At 67.8% G+C, this 21,288-nt stretch carries 10 protein-coding genes; 5 read left to right on the top strand and 5 right to left on the bottom strand.

The window, feature by feature from the left end; genetic code table 11:
- Positions 1-4: 4 nt before the first annotated feature.
- The 4 genes from EHV23_RS05955 to EHV23_RS05935 all read right to left on the bottom strand — a co-directional run bounded on the left by EHV23_RS05955 (position 5) and on the right by EHV23_RS05935 (position 8,941).
- Complete coding sequence (locus tag EHV23_RS05955; RefSeq protein WP_125095121.1) at positions 5-970, bottom strand: bile acid:sodium symporter family protein; 966 nt, start codon at positions 968-970, stop codon at positions 5-7.
- A 254-nt stretch (positions 971-1,224) separates the two neighbouring features.
- A complete protein-coding gene (locus tag EHV23_RS05950) occupies positions 1,225-4,317 on the bottom strand; it encodes an efflux RND transporter permease subunit (protein ID WP_125095120.1) in 3,093 nt (1,030 codons plus the stop codon).
- Entirely contained in the window at positions 4,314-7,529 is a 3,216-nt protein-coding gene (locus EHV23_RS15980; RefSeq protein WP_238990302.1) for an efflux RND transporter permease subunit, read from the bottom strand. Before EHV23_RS15980 ends, EHV23_RS05950 begins: the two co-directional genes overlap by 4 nt.
- A gap of 14 nt (positions 7,530-7,543) precedes the next feature.
- Complete coding sequence (locus tag EHV23_RS05935; protein ID WP_125095119.1) at positions 7,544-8,941, bottom strand: efflux RND transporter periplasmic adaptor subunit; 1,398 nt, start codon at positions 8,939-8,941, stop codon at positions 7,544-7,546.
- A gap of 170 nt (positions 8,942-9,111) precedes the next feature.
- On the opposite strand from EHV23_RS05935, the gene EHV23_RS05930 reads away from it, so the two are divergent.
- Complete coding sequence (locus tag EHV23_RS05930) at positions 9,112-9,531, top strand: outer membrane protein assembly factor BamE (RefSeq protein ID WP_158615853.1); 420 nt, start codon at positions 9,112-9,114, stop codon at positions 9,529-9,531.
- Positions 9,528-10,340, top strand: a complete 813-nt coding sequence (dapB, locus tag EHV23_RS05925) for a 4-hydroxy-tetrahydrodipicolinate reductase (protein ID WP_125095117.1) — start codon at positions 9,528-9,530, stop codon at positions 10,338-10,340. The genes EHV23_RS05930 and dapB overlap by 4 nt, the downstream gene beginning before the upstream one ends.
- Before the next feature lie 6 nt (positions 10,341-10,346).
- Here dapB and EHV23_RS05920 read toward each other — a convergent pair whose 3' ends face one another.
- Complete coding sequence (locus EHV23_RS05920; RefSeq protein WP_158615852.1) at positions 10,347-13,268, bottom strand: thioredoxin family protein; 2,922 nt, start codon at positions 13,266-13,268, stop codon at positions 10,347-10,349.
- A gap of 842 nt (positions 13,269-14,110) precedes the next feature.
- On the opposite strand from EHV23_RS05920, the gene EHV23_RS05915 reads away from it, so the two are divergent.
- The 3 genes from EHV23_RS05915 to EHV23_RS05905 all read left to right on the top strand — a co-directional run bounded on the left by EHV23_RS05915 (position 14,111) and on the right by EHV23_RS05905 (position 21,265).
- Positions 14,111-14,320: a hypothetical protein gene (locus EHV23_RS05915; RefSeq protein ID WP_125095115.1), complete on the top strand. Its 210-nt coding sequence runs from the start codon at positions 14,111-14,113 to the stop codon at positions 14,318-14,320.
- Between the two features lie 17 nt (positions 14,321-14,337).
- A complete protein-coding gene (locus tag EHV23_RS05910; RefSeq protein WP_125095114.1) occupies positions 14,338-14,646 on the top strand; it encodes a cell division protein ZapA in 309 nt (102 codons plus the stop codon).
- Between the two features lie 742 nt (positions 14,647-15,388).
- Complete coding sequence (locus EHV23_RS05905; protein ID WP_125095113.1) at positions 15,389-21,265, top strand: hypothetical protein; 5,877 nt, start codon at positions 15,389-15,391, stop codon at positions 21,263-21,265.
- Positions 21,266-21,288: the final 23 nt, after the last annotated feature.

The raw sequence follows: 21,288 nt of genomic DNA, 5'->3' as shown, positions 1-21,288 counted from the left end.
GACATCAGGACGCCACCTCGTCGTGCACCCCCTCGATGCCATTGGGCCGGCTGGCAAACCAGGTGGCAAGGATGGGACCAGAGACGTTGTGCCAGAAGCTGAACACGGCACTGGGCACGGCCACGATGGGCGAGGCGGCAAAGTGCAGGCCGGCCAGCGTGGCGCCCAGCCCCGAGTTCTGCATGCCCACCTCGATGGCGATGGCCTTGGCGTCGTAGAACGACAGTCTGAAGAGCCGTGCCGCCAGCAGGCCGCCCAGATAGCCCAGACCGTTGTGCAGCACCACCACACCGAAGATCAGCAGGCCGGAATCGATGATGCGGTCCTTGCTGCCGCCCACCACGGCGGCCACGATCAGCACGATGGCGATGACCGAGACCAGCGGCATGCTCTCGGCCACATGATCGACGCGGTGCCCCAGCAGGGCCTTCAGAATCAGTCCGACGATGATCGGCAGCAGCACCACCTGCAGCACCGAGATGAACATGGCCGAGGCATCGACCTGCAGCCACTGCGAGGCAAACAGCCAGAACACGAACGGGGTCAGCACCGGGGCGAGCAGCGTGGCCACGGTGGTGCAGGCCACCGACAGTGCGGTGTTGCCCCTGGCCAGATAGGTCATCACGTTGGACGCCGTGCCGCCCGGGCAGGCGCCCACCAGAATCACGCCCACGGCCAGATCGGGCGGCAGGTCGAACACCCTGCACAGCAGCCAGGCCAGCCCCGGCATGACCAGGAACTGGGCGCAGACGCCCACCAGCACGGCCTTCGGGTAGCGCAGTACGCCAGTGAAGTCCTTCACCGACAGGGTCAGGCCCATGCCCAGCATGACCAGCGCCAGCAGGTACGGAATCCAGGGGCCGAGGCTTTTGAAGGTTTCGGGAAACCAGAAGCCCAGCAGGCCAAACACCAGCACCCACAGGGCGAAGGTCTTGTTGGTGAAGCGGACGATTTTGAGCAGGGTATCCATGAAGGCAGATGTCGGCAGGAAGGAGGAGGGGCCGGCCAGACAATGGGAGGACCGGCCGGTGAAGGCATGATGAGGGAGACTTCATCACAGGATGCAAACGTAACGCATTATGTCACGACCCTTTCGGTCCTCTTCCCGTGTGGCCCCGCCATGATCCTTCACCCTCGGGTTCCGGCACGTCCTGCAACCCTCCCTGGTCTGTCTCACCGTTTCACCTTCCCCAGTCATTCAGCATCCTCGCGGTTTCGGCTTCCTCACGACGCCCCATGTACCGGCCCACCGTCCAGCCCCTTCCTGCGCTGCAGCCTTGCCAGCAGCAGGTACAGCGCCGGCGTGGTGTAGAGGGTGATCAGCTGGCTGACGGCCAGACCGCCGATGATGACCAGACCCATCGGCCGGCGCAGCTCGCCGCCATCGCCCAGCCCCATGGCCAGCGGGATGGCACCGGCCAGGGCCGCCAGGTTGGTCATCAGGATGGGCCGCAGCCGCTGGCTGGCTGCCTGCAGGATGGCCTGTGCCGCCGGCAGGCCATTGTCGCGCTGTTTTTTCAAGGCCACGTCAATCATCAGGATGCCGTTCTTCATCACCACGCCGATGAACAGGAACAGCCCCAGCAGCGCAATCAGGCTGAACGGCGTGCTGCTGGCCCACAGCGCCAGCAGCGCCCCCACGCCGGCCGAAGGCAGGGTGGACAGCACGGTGAGCGGATGCAGCAGGTTCTCGTACAGGATGCCCAGCACCATGTACACGGCCAGCAACACACCCAGAATGAGCCAGCCCTGCCCGTCGGTGCTGACCAGTGACTTCGGGCGGCCATCATCACCGTCGATGTCGGCGATGACGGTGGCAGGCATGCGTTCGGCATCCAGCGTCTGGCGCACGGCCTCGAGCGCCTGGGCATCGGTCACGCCCGGTGCCACCGAGAAACTGATCAGCGTGGCCGAGAACTGGTCCACGTGGCGCTCGCGGTCACGCACCATGTCGAAGCGCCAGGTGGCCAGCTCGGACAGTGCCACCTGCTTGCCTTCGGAGGTGATGATCTGCACCCGGTCCAGCGCCAGCGGGTTCTCGGTGAAGCGTTCGGACACCTCCATCACCACGTGGTACTGGTTGTCGTCCTCGTACAGGGTGGCCACCTGCCGCTGAGCAAAGGCATTGCTGAGCACGGCCGAAATGTCGCTCATCGACACGCCCAGCCGGCTGGCCGCCTCGCGGTCGATGTCGAGCACGATCTGGCGGGTATCACCGCCCCGGCTGTAGCGTACGTTGTTCAGCTCGGGGCGGGCCGACAATGCCTTGCCCAGCCGCTGGTTCCAGTCGAGCAGCAGGTTCACGTCACCCGCCTTGAGCACGATGGTGTGATCGGCATCGTCACCGAAACGGGGGGGCGACAGCTCCAGGTCCTGCTCCACACGGCCGAAGAACATCGTGCCGGCCATCTCGGGAGCGTTGCGGCGCAGCCGGTCGATGACCTGCCGGGCCGACACCCTGCGTTCTGCCAGCGGCTTGAGCGTGATGACCAGATGGGCATTGGTCAGCCCGCCATTGCCACCGCTGGTGCCCACCACGTCCTGCACGGCCGGATCGGACAGGATCCAGCGCCGGTAGGCCTCGATGCGCGGCTGCATGACCTGGAAGGAAAAGCCGTCATCCCCGCGGATGAAGGCACCGATCACGCCGGTATCCTGCTCGGGCAGGTCGGCACGCGGCAGTTTGGCAAACAGCCAGCCGCTCAGGCCGATCAGGGCCAGCAGCAGCACCAGGCCCAGCCAGGCATGGCGCAGCATCCGGGCCAGCGAATGTTCGTAGAGCGTCTGCAGGTGATGAAAATACGCAGCATGCCAGCCGGCCGGTTCTGCACGCCGCACACGCCGGGGCAGCACATGCGCACACAGCGCCGGTGTGAGACTGACCGACACCACCAGCGAGATGGCGATGGCAGCAGCCAGCGTGAGGGAGAACTCGCGAAACAGCCGCTCGATGATGCCGCCCATCAGCAGCACGGCCACGAACACCACCACCAGCGCCACGTTCAGCGCCAGCAGCGTGAAACTGACTTCCCCCGCCCCGCGCAGTGCAGCCCGGTACGGTGACAGCCCCTGCTCGGCATGGCGGGTGATGTTCTCGAGCACGACGATGGCGTCATCCACCACCAGCCCGGCCGCCACCACCAGCGCCATGATGCTCAGATTGTTCAGCGAAAACCCGGCCAGCCAGATCACCGCAAAGGTGCCGATCAGCGACACCGGAATGACGGCCACCGGAATCAGCGCCTCACGCACGCGGGCCACGAACAGCCACACCACGGCGGCCACGATCAGACAGGAAAACACCAGCGTCCACTGTGCCTCGGCCAGGCTGCCGCGGATGCCCAGCGAACGGTCCATCACCACCGTCAGTTCGGCCTGCGGCGGCAGCAGCGCCTGCAGCTGCGGCAGCGTGGCCTTGAGCGCATCGATGGTGGCCACCACGTTGGCATCGGGCTGACGGCTGACCAGCGTGATGATGGCCGGTTTGTCGTTGTGGAAACCGCTGCTGTAGCGGTTCTCGACCGAATCGGTCACCTCCGCCACGTCGGCCAGCCGCACGGCCTGACCGTTCTGCCAGCGCAGCACCAGCGCGGAAAAATCCGCCGCATTCTTCAGCGTGCGGCCCGTGGCCACCAGCCAGCGGTGCTCGCCATCTTCCAGAAAGCCCTGGGCCACGTCCGGATTGGCCGCCGCCACCGCCTGGCGGGCCGCCTCCAGCGACAGGCCCATGGCCGCCAGGGCCGACGGTTCGAAGCGGATGCGCACGGCCGGCAGCGAGGCGCCGCCCAGCGACACCTCCCCCACCCCCTTCACCTGCGCAAGCTTCTGCTGCAGCGTGTTGGCGGCGATGTCGTAGAGCTGGCTGGGCGTGAGCGTGCGGGACGACAGCGCCAGCGCCAGAATGGGCGAGGTGGACGGATTGAGCTTGCGGAAGGTGGGCCGGCTGGGCATGCCGGGCGGCAGCTGGTCGATGACGCCGTTGATGGCCGCCTGCACGTCACGCGCCGCGTCGTTCAGATCGCGGTCGAGGTCGAAGAACATCCGCACCTCGGTGCTGCCCGTGCTGCTGGACGACGAAATGCTGGTCAGCCCCGGAATGGAACCCAGCGCCCGCTCCAGTGGCCCGGCCACCGTGGCCGCCATGCTGACCGGGCTGGCGCCCGGCAGGCTGGCCGAGACCACCACCATCGGCGTGTCGATCTGCGGCAGCGGCGAGACCGGCAGCATCCGCCAGGCCAGCAGGCCCGCCAGCAGGATGGCCAGCGCCAGCATGGTGCTGCCGATGGGGCGGCGGATGAAGGGGCGCGACAGGTTCATGTCCTGCGCCCCAGCCGCTCGAAGAACAGATACACCACCGGCGTGGTGTAGAGCGTCAGCACCTGGCTGACCAGCAGCCCCCCCACCATCACCCAGCCCAGCGGCTGGCGCAGTTCCGCCCCCGAGCCGTGGGCCAGCATCAGCGGCACGGCCCCCAGCAGGGCCGCCAGCGTGGTCATCAGAATGGGCCGGAAACGCAGCACGGCCGCCCGGTGGATGGCCTCACGGGGCGTCAGGCGCCCGTGCCGTTCGGCCTCCAGCGCAAAGTCCACCATCATGATGCCGTTCTTCTTGACCAGCCCGATCAGCAGCACGATGCCGATCACCGCCACCATGTCCAGCACCCGGCCACTGAGCAGCAGCGCCAGCAGCGCCCCCACCGTGGCCGAGGGCAGCGTGGACAGGATGGTGATGGGATGGATGGCGCTCTCGTACAGGATGCCCAGCACCAGATACATCACCACCACGGCCGCCAGCACCAGCCACAGCGTATTGGACAGCGAGGCGCGGAAGGCTTCGGCCGCCCCCAGGAAGCGGCTCTCGATGGCCAGCGGCCAGCCCAGCTGCTGCTGCACTTCTTCCACGGCCGCCACGGCCTGCCCCAGCGAGTGGCCCTCGCCCAGATTGAACGACAGCGTGGCCGCCGGGAACTGCGACTGATGGTTCACCACCACCGGCGCCTTGCGGCTGCGCCAGTGCGCCAGCGCCGACAGCGCCACCGGCGTGCCATCCGTGGCCGCCACGTACACGTGATCCAGCGCCGCCACGCCCTGCGCGCGTTCCGGGTTCTGTTCCAGCACCACCCGGTACTGGTTGGACTGGGTGAACAGCGTGGCGATCTGGCGCTGGGCAAAGGCATTCTGCAGTGCCGTGGCCACCGTCTCCACCTGCACGCCCAGCCGGGCGGCGGCGATGCGGTCGATGTCGATGTACGCCTGCCAGCCATCGTTCTGCAGGTCGCTGCCGATGTCGGCCAGCTCGGGACGGGCGGCCAGCGCCCGCTGCAGTTTCGGCACCCATTCGGCCAGCAGGCTGCTGTCGGGGGTGCTCAGCGTCATCTGGTACTGGGCGCGGCTGATGCGGTCCTCGATGGACAGTTCCTGCACCGGCTGGAACCACACACCCATGGCCTGGCGTTCGGCGACCAGCCGGTCGGCCATTTTCCGGCGCAGGCGCGCGGTGATGGCCTGCACGTCATCGCTGCGATCTTCATGCGGCTTGAGATTGAGCAGCATGCGGCCGGTGCTGAGCGCCGTGTTGCTGCCATCCACGCCGATGAACGACGACAGGCTCTGCACGTCCGGATCGGCCAGCAGCTGCGCCGCCACGGTTTCCTGCTGGCGCTTCATCGCCTCGAAGGAGATGGTGCCGGGCGCCTGCGTCACCACCTGGATTACGCCACTGTCCTGCACCGGGAAAAATCCCTTGGGCACGGCCAGATAGAGCAGCACCGTGGCGGCGAGCGTGGCCAGCATCACCCCCAGCATCAGCGGCTGGTGGTCGAGCACGCGGTGCAGGCTGCGGCCATAGGCGGCGATGAGGCGGTCGAGAAAACCTGCGTGTCCGGCAGAACCGGCATTTCCGCCAGGATCCGCATTTCCGGACGAAGTGATGGAAACGGCATGGTTTGATGACAAATCATGCTGCTCATGGCGCGCATCCGCTCCCTGCCGCCCGTTTGCCCTGTCGTCATGAACAGGATGCCCTACGGTCTGCTCTTTCGTCCTACCGTCATGCCCCTTCAGCATCCGCGCCGACATCATCGGCGTCAGCGTCAGAGACACCACCAGCGACAGGGCAATCGACACGGCCAGCGTGACGGCAAACTCATGGAACAGCCGCCCCACCACGTCCCCCATGAACAGCAGCGGAATCAGCACGGCAATCAGCGACACGGTCAGCGACACCAGCGTGAAGCCGATCTCGCGGGCCCCGTCGAGTGCGGCCTGCAGGGGCGGCTTGCCGGCCTCGCGGTGCCGGGCGATGTTCTCCATCATCACGATGGCATCGTCCACCACGAAACCGGTGGCGACGGTCAGTGCCATCAGGCTGAGGTTGTTGAGCGAATAACCGGCCAGATACATCACGGCAAAGGTGCCCACCAGCGACAGCGGCACCGCCACGGCCGGAATCAGCGTCATCCGCCCCGAACGCAGGAAGAGCAGCGTCACCAGCACCACCAGCCCCACGGCCAGCACCAGCTCGGTCTGCACGTCGCGCACCGAGCTGCGGATGCTCTCCGTCCGGTCGGTGAGAATGCGCACATCCACGCTGGCCGGCAGCGTAGCGGTCAGCCGCGGCAGCAGCTCGCGCACCCGGTCGGCCACCTCGATCACGTTGGCATCGGGCTGGCGCTGCACGCTGATCAGGATGGCGCGCTCGGCATCGGCCCAGGCGGCCAGAAAGCGGTCCTCCGGCCCCTGCACCACCTTTGCCACATCCTTCAGGCGCAGCGGCACCCCGTTCTTCCAGGTCACCACCAGATCGTCGTACTGGCTGACCGTGGTGATCTGGTCGTTGGCATCCAGAATGGTGCTGCGCACCGGACCATCGAAGCTGCCCTTGGGCAGGTTGGCATTGGCCGAGGCGATCACCTTCTGCAGGTCGGCCAGCGTCAGGCCCGCCGATTTCAGCGCGGCACTGTCGGCCTGCACGCGGATGGCCGGCCGCTGGCCGCCGGCCAGGCTCACCTGCCCCACCCCCTGCACCTGGGCGAGCTTCTGCGCCATGCGGGTGTCGATCAGGTCATGCACCTGGGGCAGCGGCAGCGTCTTCGAGCTGACCGCCAGCGTCAGAATGGGGGTATCGGCCGGATTGACCTTGCGGTAGCGCGGGGGTGACGGCATGCCCTGCGGCAGCACCCCGCTGGTATTGTCCAGCGCCGACTGCACGTCCTGCTCGGCCACGTCCATGCGCGTGTCGAGCGCAAACTGCAGCGTGATCACCGACACGCCGGCACCACTGGCCGACGACATCTGCTTGAGCCCCGAGATCTGGCCGAGGTTGCGCTCCAGCGGCGCGGTGATCATCCGCGCCACCGTGTCGGGTCCGGCCCCGGGCAGCTCGCCCTGCACCTGGATGACCGGATATTCCACCTGCGGCAGCGCCGCCACCGGCAGCAGCCGCCAGGCCAGCAGCCCCGCCACCAGCAGCGCCAGCATCAGCAGCGAGGTGGCAATGGGCCGGAGGATGAACGGACGGGAGATGTTCATGGCGTCTGCCCCGCTCAGGGTTCAGGCGGTGCGTCGCCACCCGGGCCGGCATCCCCGGCATGCTGGGCGTCCCCGCCTGCGGGTCCCACATTCCCGCCTGCAGATTCCGCATTCCCGCCCGCGGGTGCCGCATGACCAGCCGCGGGTGCCGGTTTGCCTGCCGTCTCATCCGGCGTACCACCGAGCAGCGCATCGGGGTCTCCCTCCACCGGCGCGACGATCTTCACCCGGCTGCCGTCACGCAGGCTGTCCATGCCCTCCAGCACCACCTGTTCGCCGGCCTGCAGCCCGTCGACGACCTGCACGCGATCCGAGGCACTGGCCCCCAGCTTCACCGTCTGGATATGGGCCTTGCCGTCGCGCACCACGTACACATAGTTGCCCTGGTTGCCGAATTGCACCACATCCACCGGCACACTCAGCGCCCCGGGCAGCGTCTGCAGGGTCAGCCGCACATTGACGAACTGGTTGGGAAAGAGCTGCTCACCCGGGTTGTCGAAGCGCGCCCGCACCCGCAGCGCACCCGTGGTGGTGTCGATCTGGTTGTCCAGCGTGGTCAGCCGGCCCGTGGCCAGCAGGCGTGATTCGGTGCGGTCCCACGCCTGCACTTCCAGGCCCCCGGACATGTCCTGCTGCGCCATCGCGTCGCGCAGCGACTGCAACTGCACCTCGGGCACGCCGAACACAACGGAAATCGGATCGACCTGCACGATGCTCACCAGCCCGTCGGTGGTACTGGGGCCGATCATGGCGCCCACGTTGGTCTTGATGAGACCCAGCCGGCCAGTCACCGGCGCGTGGATTTTCGTGTAGCCCAGCTGCACACGGGCACTGTCCACCTTGGCCTGGTCGGCCGCAGAGCGCGCCTGCAGCTGCCGCACCAGCGCCTGCTGGGTGTCGAGCTGCTGGCGAGCCACCGAATCCTGCCTGAACAGCCGCTGATAGCGGGCCAGGTCGGCCTGCGCATTCCTGAGTTCGGCCTGGTTCTGTGCCTGGGTGGCACGGGCCTCGGCCAGGCTGGCCTCCAGCGCCCGGGCATCCAGCTCGGCCAGCAGGTCGCCGGCCCTCACCCGGTCCCCCTCCCGGAAGTGCACACGCAGCAGCCGCCCTTCCACCTGCGGCACCACCGTCACCGTGTTGTAGGGCGTGACATTGCCCACGGCCCGCACCAGCACCGGGAAAGCCCCCTTCACCACCGGGGAGACACTGACGGTGACCGGCTGCCCGCCACCGGGCCCACCGGGACCTCCGGGTGCGCCGGGCGGCCCCGGCGGCATGTCCGCAGCCGGGGCTGTGCCGGACGAGGGTTTGATGACCCAGAACCAGAGACCGGCCCCGATGGCCAGCACCACCACCACCGTGACCACCAGAACAGTACGGCGGCCCGACGCCGCGCGGAACGAAGCTGACATGAAGCTGAAACAGCATGAAACAGGAAGCCCTTATCATACGGGGGTATGCCCGGCCCGAAACCATCGGCACCGGCAACTTTGCAGGAACTTTACATGCGGGGGCCGCGCGCGTTTCGCGGGACCAACACGCGTGTGGCTCTGCATTTCCTCCAACCCAGCCAGACCCCCGAATGCCTCACCGACTCATTCGCCATTCCGTCCCCCTGCTGGCGCTGGCCGCCGTCACGGCACTGGCCGGCTGCGCCTCCGACCGCTCGCGCAGTGGCTTTCTGGAGCCCTACCGCTTTGCCATTCCGCAGGGTAACTACATCAACCAGCAGATGCTGGACGAGGTGCGCACCGGCATGAGCCCCGACGAGGTGCGCCTGCGCATCGGTACGCCGCTGCTGGCCGACGTGTTTCATCCCAACCGCTGGGAATACGTGTTCCGCTTCCAGTACCCCAACGGGGAATCCGAACTGCGCCGGGTGACGGTGTTCTTTGCCGACAACCGGGTCACCGACATAAAGCATGACCCGCTGCCGGCCCGCGACGATCCGAACGACCCCGCCCTGCCCGGCTACCAGCCGAAGGAGACTGAAAAATCATGAAGATTGCCGTTGCCGGCGCCTCCGGCCGCATGGGGCGCATGCTGATCGAGGCCGTGCTGGCCGCCCCCGACATGGAGCTGGCCGCCGCGCTGGACCGACCCGGAAGCCCGTCGCTGGGCACGGATGCCGGCGCCTTCATGGGCCAGGCCACGGGCGTGACCATCACCGACCAGGCCGAGCAGGCGCTGAAGGGTGCCGACGTGCTGATCGACTTCACCCGCCCCGAGGCCACGCTGGCCTATCTGGACATCTGCACCCGACTGGGCGTGAAGATGGTGATCGGCACCACCGGGTTTTCGGATGACGGGAAGGCACGCCTGCAGACGGCCTCCCGGCACATTGCCATCGTGCAGGCCGCCAACATGAGCCCGGGCGTCAACATCGCCATCCGCCTGATCGAACTGGCCACGCAGATGCTGGCAGACACCGACATCGAGGTGATCGAGGCCCACCACAAACACAAGGTGGACGCCCCGTCCGGCACCGCCCTGGCCATCGGCGAGGCCATTGCCACCCAGCTGGGCCAGCCACTGAAGGAAATCGGCGTGTTTGCCCGCGAGGGCCATACCGGCCCGCGCCAGCCCGGTTCCATCGGGTTTTCCACCATTCGCGGTGGCGACATCGTGGGTGACCACACCGTGCTGTTTGCCGGCACCGGCGAGCAGATCGAGATCCGCCACCGCGCCACCAGCCGCGCCCACTATGCCGACGGCAGCCTGCGTGCCTGCCGCTTCCTGGCCGGCCAGGCCCACGGCCTCTTCGACATGCGGGCCGTGCTGGGCCTGCCCGGCAGCCGGACTGCCGGCTGACCCCCGTCAGCCCTTCTGTGCCCCGATGGCCGTCAGCACCGTATCCACCGTCAGCAGTTCAGGCAGCCGGCGGGGGGCGGCATTGGGGTCACGCCCCTCGAAATACAGGTAGAGCGGCACGCTGTTGCGGCCATAACGGGCCAGCTCGGCCGAGATGGCCGGATCACGCTTCGTCCAGTCGGCCTTGAGCAGCAGCACGTTGCGCTCGCGGAAGGCGGCCTGCACCTCGTCGCGATCCAGCGCCACCTTCTGGTTCACCTGACAGCTCAGGCACCAGGCGGCCGTGAAATCGACGAACACCGGCACGCCGGCCTGACGGGCCGCCGCAAAGCGCTCGGCCGACCAGGGCTGCCAGCCGCGGCAGGCGGCGGGCAGCTTGCCATCGGCCCCAGGCCGGCAGGCGCCACCAGCCCCGCCAGCCGCCGAACCCGGCATCCCGGCAACACCCGCACCGGCCGCCACGGCCGACCCCGACGCCACCGCAGCCACGGCCTCCGTACCCTGTGCCTGCGCCACCAAGGCATCGGCCACCACCGGCAGCCGGCTCAGCAGCCCCACCACGGCGCCCAGCGAGAGCAGCGCCACGAAGATCCAGGCCGGCGTACTGCGTGCCCCGCGCGGGCGCAGCTCGAACTGCCAGCGACCATAGATCCAGCAGCTGAAGGCCAGGAAGATGGCCGCCAGCAGCAGCAGCAGTACGCCTTCGGCCTCGGCCTGCAGGGCCAGCACCCAGGTCAGCCACGCGGCCGTGATGAACATCGGGAAGGCCAGGAACTGCTTGAAGGTCTGCAGCCAGACCCCCGGACGCGGCAGCATGGCCAGCAGGCGCTGGCTGCTGGCCAGCAGCAGATACGGCAGCGCCATGCCCACGCCGATGGCCACGAACACCGCCAGCACCAGCAGCGCCGAGCTGCTGAGCGTGAAGCCCACCGCACTGCCCATGAAGGGCGCCGTGCACGGCGTGGCCACCACCACCGCCATCACGCCGGTCATGAAGCTGCTCCCGTAGCCCTGCCGGCTGCCCTGGCCACCACCCATGGCACCCAGCTGGGTGAGCCGGGTACCGGTTTCGAACACGCCGAACAGGTTCAGGCCGATGACCACGAAGAGCAGCGCCAGCACCGCCACGAACACCGGCGACTGCAGCTGAAAGCCCCAGCCCGCCGCCTGTCCCAGCGCGCGCAGGCTCAGCAGTACCCCGGCCAGCGCCACGAAGCTCACCACCACACCGAGACCGAAGACCATGGCGTGCCGCCGTGCCTCGGCCGGCTTGCCGGCAGCGGCCTCGGTGAATGACAGCACCTTCAGGCCGATGACCGGGAACACACAGGGCATCAGGTTGAGGATCAGGCCGCCCAGGAAGGCGCCCAGAATGGCCCCGGCCAGCGTCAGCCAGCTACCCTCGCCCTCTCCGGCACCGGTCAGCTGTGCCAGTGCGCCGCTGGCCTCGGTCATGCTCTGGCCGTTCTCGGCGGCCGTGCCGTCGGTGCCCGGCTGGGCCCCCATGGCTCCCGGTGTACCGGCTGCCGGCGTACCACCTGCGGCCCCCGGAGCACGACTGGCGCCTCCCCCGGCAGCAGCACTGCCGTCGACCGACACACCCGGTGCAGAAGCCGCTGCACCACCCGTGGTGGCCGTGGCCCCTGCTGCCCCCGGCGTGGCACCGGAAGCAGCGCCTGCACCGGCCGCCGCGTCCGGCCCTGCTCCGCTGCCGGCATCCTGTCCCGCAGCCCCCGTGGCAGCCCCTGCGGCTGCCGGGGCAGCACCGGCCTGGCCGGCCTGCGCACCCGTCCGGGCGCCTGCGGCCTCAGCACCGGTGGCTCCACCCTGGGCCGCCCCCATCTGCAGCTGCCCCATGAAACTGCCCTTGCCCTGGGCCGCCTGGGCGCCCTGACCCCCGCCTTCTGCGCCCGACACATCCACCTGTACCGGCTCGTTGACGGAAACCGTACGGGCCGCCACCGGCACCACCGTCTGCGACTTCAGGGCCAGTTCCACCGGCTGCTGGCCATCGATCACCACCATGCCGCCCTGGGCCTCCCAGCCGGCCTCGGCCGTGCGCATGGCCTGTTCGTCCAGCTCCAGGGCAATGCCATAGCGTCCCGATTCGCCGGAAATCTCGATGAGCTTCTGCGGTGCCGCCGGACGCACCACACCGGCAAAATACGGCAGGAACAGCGCCGATTTCGGTGTCTTCTCTTCGGTCAGCGCCGCCGGCAGCACCAGCACGGCCTGCCCGCCCCGCTGCCACCAGCCGGCCTGGGCCGGTTTCTGGTCGGCTGCCGGGGCGTGACGGCGGGCATCCTCGAAGCCGGCCAGCTCGGCCTGGTCATGCATGGTGGCCCCGCCCACGGGAATGTCGAGCTGCAGCGCGGCATCACCGGGGATGCACACTTCCTTGCAGATCAGCCATTCGGTGTGCACCTGAAAATGCGCCTGCCGGCCCGCGAAACCCGCCGGCAGCGTCACGTCACGATAGATGAGGGCCTCGCCCTCGTAGCCATAATTGGCCAGCGGCCCGATGGCCAGCCGCGAAGGTGCCGGCCAGCGGATGTCCGAATAGCGGGTACCCTCCGGCCCCTCCAGCACGAAGCTGGTGGGAAAGCCCGTGTCGCCGGGGTTGCGCCAGTAGGTGTGCCAGTGGGGATCGTGCCGCAGCCGCAGCCCCACCCGGAAGGTCTCGCCCGGCACCACCTGGGTGGCATCGGAAACCAGCTCCACCTCCAGCGAACCCACCCGCTGCGGGCCGGTTTTCCAGTCGGTGGCTGCCGGCTGGCCCCCCGCAGGCGCCGCCCCTGTGGCCGAAGCCGCCGCGGCCCCCGCCGTGGCCGGGGTCTCTGCCCCCCCCTGGGCCGTGTCGCCGGCATGGGCCGACAGGGCAGGCACGGCCCCCAGCAGGGATGCGCCCAGCAGCAGGGACGGCAGCACGGGGGATCGACACAGGGACAGCGGCCAGCAGAACGGGTTCTTCATCGTCGGTCGGGAAAGAGGTTTGTACGGGAGGTGGGGACCCGGGCGCAGAATGCGCTGCCCCGATGGTAGCGGCAGGCCGGCCGGTTGACCATGACACAACCCCGGCATTCCTCCCGCACCGGTCACGTTGGATACATCTTTCGTGATATGTGTAAGGGATTCCTGCATCCGGGCAGGGACATGACGGCCGGCTGCTGCGCCGCCATCCCCTCTGTCGCCGCGGCACCGGGAGGCATTACACACCCGGCCGTCTGCGACGGTCGGCAGGGGCCGGGCAGAAGATGCCCGAACCGCAGCATGCCGGCACGCCACGGCACCACGGCAGGCGCGGCCTGCCACCCGATGGCCATCATGGCGGCTATGGCCATCGCCGTCATGACAGCAATGGCCGTCATGGCAGCAGCCAGATGGCAGCAATGGCACAAACAGCAGCCCGCGGCTGCAGGGAAATGGACCAGCGAAAGACAACGGTGAACCGGCCTGGCGGGATGACAGCTGCATCCAGCCCCCAGCACCTCGTGGGGTCCGGCCCGACAGGCGGGCTGCCAGCGCCCGTCACCGGCACCTGTCACCAGCGTCCGGTCCCGCCAGCGGACGGCCATCGGCCGTGCATGGCAAAATCAGGGGTAATGCGTGTGGCGGGCCTCCACAGGTCCAGTCACCTGCACCGGTGCGTGGCCACGGCCCGTTCCGGATCAACCAGGGTGCCGACATGTCCATGGCACGCGCGAGCGGCGCTGTACCTTTGATGTCGGTTGCCTTGACCCTCCTGTGACAAATCCCTACCATCCCCGGGCATGGAAACCGATCTCCAGCTTTTGGCCGAGCGCGTGAAGCGCCTGCTTGAAATTTCCCGTCAGCTTTCGGACGAGAACCAGCTTCTGCGCGGCCGCCTGGGTGAGGCCGCCATGACCCAGGCCGACATGCAGCAGCGGCTGGCCGAGGCGCGTGCCCGCGTCGAATCGGCCCTGGCCCGCCTGCCCCTGCCCCAGACCGACAAAGACTGAGTTTCGGAATCCCGCCCATGTCCATGGAACAGATCGAGGTCAAGATCCTTGACCGCACCGTCAAACTGCAGGTGCCCTCCAGCGAGAAGCCCCGGCTGATGAACGCGGTCCAGATCGTCGACCAGAAGATGCGCAGCATCCGTGATGCCGGCATGGCCCACGGTACCGAGCGCATTGCCGTGCACGCCGCCCTGCAGATCACCTACGAGTTTCTCGGCCAGCCGGTGGACTCGGGCGCCGCCACCATCGAACAGGTGCAGACCCTGGTGGCCAAACTCAACAACGACCTCGACGAGGAAATCCGCCGCCACGACGGCGTGCGCTGAGCATTCGGGCGTTCTCTTCGGGCAGGCAACAGGTACCGACCATTCATCGGTCACACCCTGAAAGATGCATGACCACACTTGCCACGGGCCGTAAACAAGCGCGTATAATTGCTTCAACCCTGCAGTGTTCGTTCAGGCCATATATTCCTTGAACCAATGCGATGCATGAGGTGAAGAAAAACAGGTACGCCACTGTTGCGATCGTCCCTTTTGCGGATGAACCTGATGTGGCTGCTTTCTTTGCCGACCTGAACTGAAATCACGGTTCAGGATGCCGGCCAACCGGCACAGGCGGGGTTACCCATTTCCTCAAAAAAGGCCCGGCAGTATCGGGCCTTTTTTGTGCCTGCACGCAGCCGGTGCGTCCCTTGGCAACAACACGGCGCAGCACCACGGTACGGCACTCCAGCCGCCGATTTCCCGCTGCACATTCCTTCGCTGGCACACACGTGCCCAAGCGTATCCCCGGCGCACCTGCGCAGGACACGTGCCACAGGTGGATACCCTGGCTGGAGCGTGTTCTGGACGCATTCACCCCCAGACTCGTCGCGGCCATGTACTGACAGGCGCACTGGACAGGTCAGATTGGCTGCCCCTGCACCAGCCGTTGCATTTTCTTGACGAATCGGCTGCCGCGGCCGACGCCCGGCGGGCCGGAACGGCCATCTGTGAACAAAGACTAGGGATTCTGCGACAAAAAAGGAAGTATGGCGCATCACGGACTTCGTTGCCCCTTTTTACCATGGCGTCGCAAAACACTATCCCGTCCGCTCCGCTCGCGCCCGAACACCTGTCCCCCGTCTCCGCCCAGGCTGACCGGCCACACACGCTGCCCGCGCAGTCCGGCCTGCTGGCGGCGGCGCCCAATCCGGCCAAGATGCCGGGCCGACGGGGTCACCACCACGATGACGACGACCGGACCTGCGAGGACCGGGACGAAAACCAGCCACGCACCAGGGACGATGACGATTCGGACAACCGCTGCGCCATTCTGCTGCCGCACCATGGCGGCATGAATGCGGCAGGCGCTGCCGCCGAAGCCACCGGCGCCGCGGCCGGGGAAGCAGCCGGCACCACGGCTGCAGGTGTTGCCACAACGGGTGGCACAGCAGCCGGGGGAACCGCAGCGGCCGGCACCGCTGCAGGCAGCATGGCCACGGGCGGTATTTCTGCCAGTGGCATGGCCGCAGGCAGTGCAATGACCGGAACGGCAGCCGCGCGCGCCACAACAGCCGGCACCGGCGCCCTGGGCACCTTCACCGCTGCCTCCCTGGCCGCCGGCTCGGCCGTGCTGCTGGGCGGCATTTCCGCCGTGGCCAGCGGCCACGACGGCCATGGCGGCGGCCGGCAGCCTTCCGGCCGCAACGAGACCGCCAGCACCGAACCGCTGAAGCCCGCCGTGCAGACCCCGGTCCAGACCGTGGCACACGACGGCGAACACACGCTCGACGCCGCCCTGTTCGGCCGGGGCGTAACGGGCAAATCCATCGACTACGTCGTGCTGCAGCGCGTACGCGTGCGCAGCGGCAGCACCGACGGCGGCACGGATACCGGTGCCGACGACACCACCAGCGGCCTGTGGCTGCGTCACGACGACGGCTCCGCCCCCACCCGCCTGGCACCCGGCGCCATCATCGCCAAAGCCGATTTCGGCCGCGTGTTCTGGAGCGCCGAAGACAACGCCGGCGGCGAATTCCAGTTCGTTGCCAGCGATGCGCGGGGCGTGCCAGTCGGCGGTGCCACACCGCAGATCGTGACCGTGCAGGAGCTGCCCCCGGTACCCGTATATCCGGAACAGCCCGTCAGCTACACCGTCGCCCACGACCAGACACTGGCCATCGACGCCCAGGCCCTGGCCGGCCAGAACCCGAAAACGGCCCCGGCCGGTGGCGTGCGCATCGACGGCATCGATGCCAGCCAGGCCGACGGCAGCACGCCCGCCCTGTACCTGAAGGCAGAAGACGGGACACTGACCGCCGTGACCGCCGGCACCGTGGTGGCACCGGCCGACTTCGGCCGTCTCGTCTGGGACAGCGCCCACAATGACGGCGGCAGTTTCCGCTTCACGGCCCTGAACGCCAGCGGTGAGGCAACCGGCACCCCGCAGACCGTCACCATCCACGAAGCCCCCCTCGCCCCCGTCTATGCGGACGATCTGGGCTTCAAGGCCAGCCACGACGCACAGCACCCGGTCGATGGCACCCTGTTTGCCGGCCAGGACGCCACCCGTCGCCCGCCGGCCGTGCGCATCCTGTCCCTCTCCGAAAACGCCGACAAGGCCGACGGCCTTTCGCCCCTGTACATCCAGTATCCGGGGAACCGGGTGTTCCTGAAGCCGGGCGACACCATCAGCGCCGAGGACTTCGACAAGGTCCGCTGGGACGCCATGAACTCCGAGGGCGGCAGCTTCCGCTTCATGCCGGTGGATGCGCAGGGGGCCGACGTACCCGGCTGGACGGCCCAGACCGTCACGGTATGCGAGTATCCCGACTATCCGGATTATCCGGAGGCGCCGCCCACCCATGTCGTGCCGCAGGACGCCATACTGGCCCTGCCCGCCACCGTCTTTGCCGGCAACCGCCCGGCCAGCAGTCCGGCCTTCATCCAGATCTCGGCCATCGATGCCACCATCCAGGACGGCACTGGCTCGCCCCCCATGCTGAAGGGCGAAGACGGCCGGCTCACCCCGCTGAAGGTGGGTGACATCGTGCCGGCCGCCCAGTTCGGCCAGATCCGCTGGGATGCCGGCCACAACGGCGGTGGCAGCTTCGAGTTCATCGCGCTGGATGCCGACCAGGATCCCCTGCCCCACCTGCCGGCGCAGGTCGTGCAGGTGCACGAATCGCCCGTTGCGCCCACCTATGCGGCCAACAGCACCGTCCCGGTGGCGCATGACGGCGTCGCCAGCATGAAGGCGCAGATTCTGGGCGGCACCGCCTCGGAAAACCGTCCGGCCCAGGTGCGCATCGACCGCATCAGCCCGGAGAGCGATACCGACGCCAGCCAGCCGGCGCTCTACATCGACCGCGACGGCACGAAGGAGCCCCTGCAGGCCGGCAGCATCGTCGATCGCGCCGATTTTGCGCTGGTGCGCTGGGATGCCGGTGACAACGACGGTGGCCAGTTCAGCTTCACGGCCCTGGACGGCGACGGCGTGCCCATCGTCGATGCCAGCCGCCAGCCCGTCAGCCAGACCGTGACAGTGCACGAATCGCCCGAAGGCCCGGTGTACGACAACGACACCCCGCTGCTGGTGGCCCACGACCAGACACTGCCCATCGATGCCAGCGTGCTGGCCGGCAGCGATGCCGCCCGCAAACCGGCCTTCGTGCAGATCGTGGCCATCGACCCGGCCAACCCCGACCAGGGGGCCTCCGGCCCCCTCGGCCTGGTCTCTGCGGCCTCCCCGACCGGAGAACCCGTGCGGGCCGGGCAGACCATCAGTGCCGACGATTTTGCCAACCTGCGCTGGGACAGCGCCCACAACGAAGGCGGCACTTTCCGCTTCATCCCGCTGGACGGGCAGCAGCAGCCCATCGTGGGCTTTGGCGAGCAGACCGTCACCGTGCGTGAATCGCCGCTGCCGCCCGTCTACGACAGCGCCCGGCTCACCCTCGACGTGGAGCAGAACTTGACGCACGCCCTGGCACGCTCGCTGTTCGATGGCAGCGACTCCTCCCGTGCCCCCAGCTTCGTGGCCATCACGAAGGTCAGCGTCAACGATGCCGAGGCCGATCACCCCAGCGGCCTGATGCTCCGCTACCCGGATGGCTCGCTGCATCCACTGCCCTCCATGCCGATGGTGCTGAGCCAGGCCGCCATCAACAATCTGGTCTGGGACGCCCGCCACAACACCGGCGGCAAGTTCACCTTCGTGGCGCTGGACAGTGCCTACATGCCGCTGCTGAGCGCCGACGACCAGGTGATCCGGCGCACCATCACCATCAACGAACCGGCCCTTGCGCCGGATTATCCGGCCAGCCGCGAGGCCCTGAACACGGCACACGATGCGGTCGTGACGCTGAATCCGTCCCTGTTCACGGGTGACACGGAAAACAAGGCCCCCGCGAAGATCCGGATCACGGCACTGCAGGTGGACGAGCACCGCACGCCCGAGACCCCTGCCCTGCAGATCGATGCCGATGGCAAGGGCGGCACCGTCCCCACCGCCCTGAACACTGGTGACACCATCGACGCGGCCGATTTTGCCAAGCTTTCGTGGAACACCGTCGGCAACAAGGGCGGCAGCTTCACCTTCGTGCCGCTGGACAGCAAGGGCAACGAGATCCCGGGTGCCGTCGCCCAGACCATCACCATCCATGAGGACCAGCTGCACGCCCCGCAGTACGATGATCCTGCGGCCCCCATCGTGACACCGCACGACCAGGACGTTGCCCTGCAGGCCGACACCTTCATCGGCACCATCCCCGGCAATGCCCCGCCGAAGATCCGCATCACGGCCATCAATGCCCTGAACGATGCCGGCCAAAGCACGACCACCGGCAACACCCTGCAGATCGACCGTGACGGCCCGGGCGGCGAGGCCCCCGTGCAGGTCAGCGTCGGCCAGCTCATCGACCGTGCCGACTTCGACAAACTCAGCTGGAACGCCACCGGCAACGCCGGCGGCAGCTTCTCGTTCGAGCAGGTCGATGCCAACGGCGAGCTGATCCCCACCACCCGGGTGCAGACCGTCACCGTGCATGAATCACCGGTGGCGCCCACCTATGCCGGCGAGGGCTCGACCGTGAACACGGCCTGGAACTGGGCACACCCATTTGCCCGCGTTCCGGACATCGAGAACAGGCTGCTGGGCACCGATGCCGCACACCGTCCGGCCTACCTGATGGTCACGGAAGTCAATCCGGTCAACCAGACCAGCCAGGCCGAATCGCAGGCGCCGCTCACCCTGCGCCACGAGGCCCAGGGCAGCACACCGGCCCGCACCGTGGTCATTCCGGGCGCAGGCGCCGACAGCACCCAGGCCGAGGCGGAACAGTCGATCATTGCTGCCGGGGACGTGAGCAAGCTGTACTGGAACGGCAAGTTCAACGACGGCGGCTTCTTCACCGTGGTGGCGCTGGATGCCGACAAGGTGCCCATCCTGGGTGCCGACGGCAAGCCCGTGACCCAGACCATCCACGTCAACGAGCTGCCGCACAGCCCGCAGTACGAGGTAAACGGCAGCAACGCCGTGTCCCTGCGCGTGCCGCACGACTACAACAGCTTCGTGCTGAAACCCGCGCTGTTCAGCGGTGAGGCCAGCGAGCACGTGCCCGCCCAGGTGCGCATCGACGGCTTTGCCGTGGCGGGCACGATCCCGCCGCAGATGCTGCCGGCCACCGGCCTCTACCTGATGAAGGACGGCGTACGCACGAACCTGAAACAGGGCGACACCATCCAGGCCGCCGACTACGACAAGGTACGCTGGGACTCCACCCAGAACGACGGCAACATCCGGATCCGCTTCACCGCGCTGGACGAGCACGGGGCCGAGATTCTGAAGAACCCGGACACGACGGCGCACCGGTATCTGGACATCCGTGAGGATGCCTTCGATCTGCAGCTCAATGACACCGTCTTCCCCTTCCAGTACAACGCCCATGCACATCTCTCCAGTGGCGCCCGTGGACCACGCTTCTGGGGCAATGGCGAGCATCACGTCGCATCCATCCGGATCGACAAGATCGACGCCATCAACGCAAAGCCAGGGTCTGCAGCCTTGCGCCAGGGTCAGTCGCTGAATGACCCTGCGGTCAACGAAGGTGACATCCTCTATCCCAACAGCCAGAAATTTCTCCTGTACTGGCACGGCGCGTACAACGATGGCGGCTCCTTCCGCTTCACCCCGCTGGACGCCCAGGGAAACACCTTCATCGACCATGACGGCAACGAGATCTCGCGCGTCATCACCGCCTATGAAAGCGCCCCGCGCCCCTCTTACTACCCGCCCGCCGAAGCACACTTCAGCGTGACGCCGGGTCAGGACCAGAAGATCGAACCCAGGTTCGTGATGGGTAAAAACGCTGCCATCAAGCCCATGGCCATCCGTTTCCAGGACTTCACCGAAAACGGCGACACGGATCCGGGCCAGTCACCGGTGTATGTGCTGCGTGATGGCCAGAAAGTCTACCTCACGAAAGGCGACAAGGTGCTGGAGAGCGAGTACGACAGCCTCTACTGGGATGCGCACCACAACCAGGGCGGCACGTTCACCTTCTACGGCCTGGACGGGAGGGACGAAATCATCTTCAACACGCTCCCACAGACCGTCACCGTCAATGCCACCCAGCCGGCCCCCGCCGCCGGCAGCAAGAGCCTGACTGTTGCAGGCAACGCCCTGCAGCTCGACGATCTGGTGAACGGGCAGCATGCTTCACAGGGAGAGCCGGCAGCCCAGACCGGAGAGCGCGCGGGCCAGACATCCCCGCAGGCCGGCACGACGCCCCTCCACGCAGCAGACCTGACAACCGGTCAGGCCGCTGCGCATGCCGGCACCTCCGCAGGTGCCACGGGGGCCGCCGGCATGAACACCGCTAGCGCCACCCCTGCCACACAGAATCTGTGGCATGGCACCGGCCCGCTGCAGGACGAGCTGCAGCATCTGCCGCTGGTCTGAGCCGGCACACAGGAGCTGGCCAA

Origin of the sequence: Lautropia dentalis, from assembly GCF_003892345.1 — a bacterium.
GTDB lineage: Bacteria > Pseudomonadota > Gammaproteobacteria > Burkholderiales > Burkholderiaceae_E > Lautropia > Lautropia dentalis.
Note: the sequence above shows the minus strand (reverse complement) of the source record. Positions and strands in the feature narration are given on the sequence as shown.

What these genes read in the sequence shown, in the direction of transcription:
- EHV23_RS05955 (WP_125095121.1), bottom strand. Translation starts at nt 970, where the DNA reads ATGGATACCCTGCTCAAAATCGTCCGCTTCACCAACAAGACCTTCGCC.
- EHV23_RS05950 (WP_125095120.1), bottom strand. Translation starts at nt 4,317, where the DNA reads ATGAACCTGTCGCGCCCCTTCATCCGCCGCCCCATCGGCAGCACCATG.
- EHV23_RS15980 (WP_238990302.1), bottom strand. Translation starts at nt 7,529, where the DNA reads ATGAACATCTCCCGTCCGTTCATCCTCCGGCCCATTGCCACCTCGCTG.
- EHV23_RS05935 (WP_125095119.1), bottom strand. Translation starts at nt 8,941, where the DNA reads ATGTCAGCTTCGTTCCGCGCGGCGTCGGGCCGCCGTACTGTTCTGGTG.
- EHV23_RS05930 (WP_158615853.1), top strand. Translation starts at nt 9,112, where the DNA reads ATGCCTCACCGACTCATTCGCCATTCCGTCCCCCTGCTGGCGCTGGCC.
- dapB (WP_125095117.1), top strand. Translation starts at nt 9,528, where the DNA reads ATGAAGATTGCCGTTGCCGGCGCCTCCGGCCGCATGGGGCGCATGCTG.
- EHV23_RS05915 (WP_125095115.1), top strand. Translation starts at nt 14,111, where the DNA reads ATGGAAACCGATCTCCAGCTTTTGGCCGAGCGCGTGAAGCGCCTGCTT.
- EHV23_RS05910 (WP_125095114.1), top strand. Translation starts at nt 14,338, where the DNA reads ATGTCCATGGAACAGATCGAGGTCAAGATCCTTGACCGCACCGTCAAA.
- EHV23_RS05905 (WP_125095113.1), top strand. Translation starts at nt 15,389, where the DNA reads ATGGCGTCGCAAAACACTATCCCGTCCGCTCCGCTCGCGCCCGAACAC.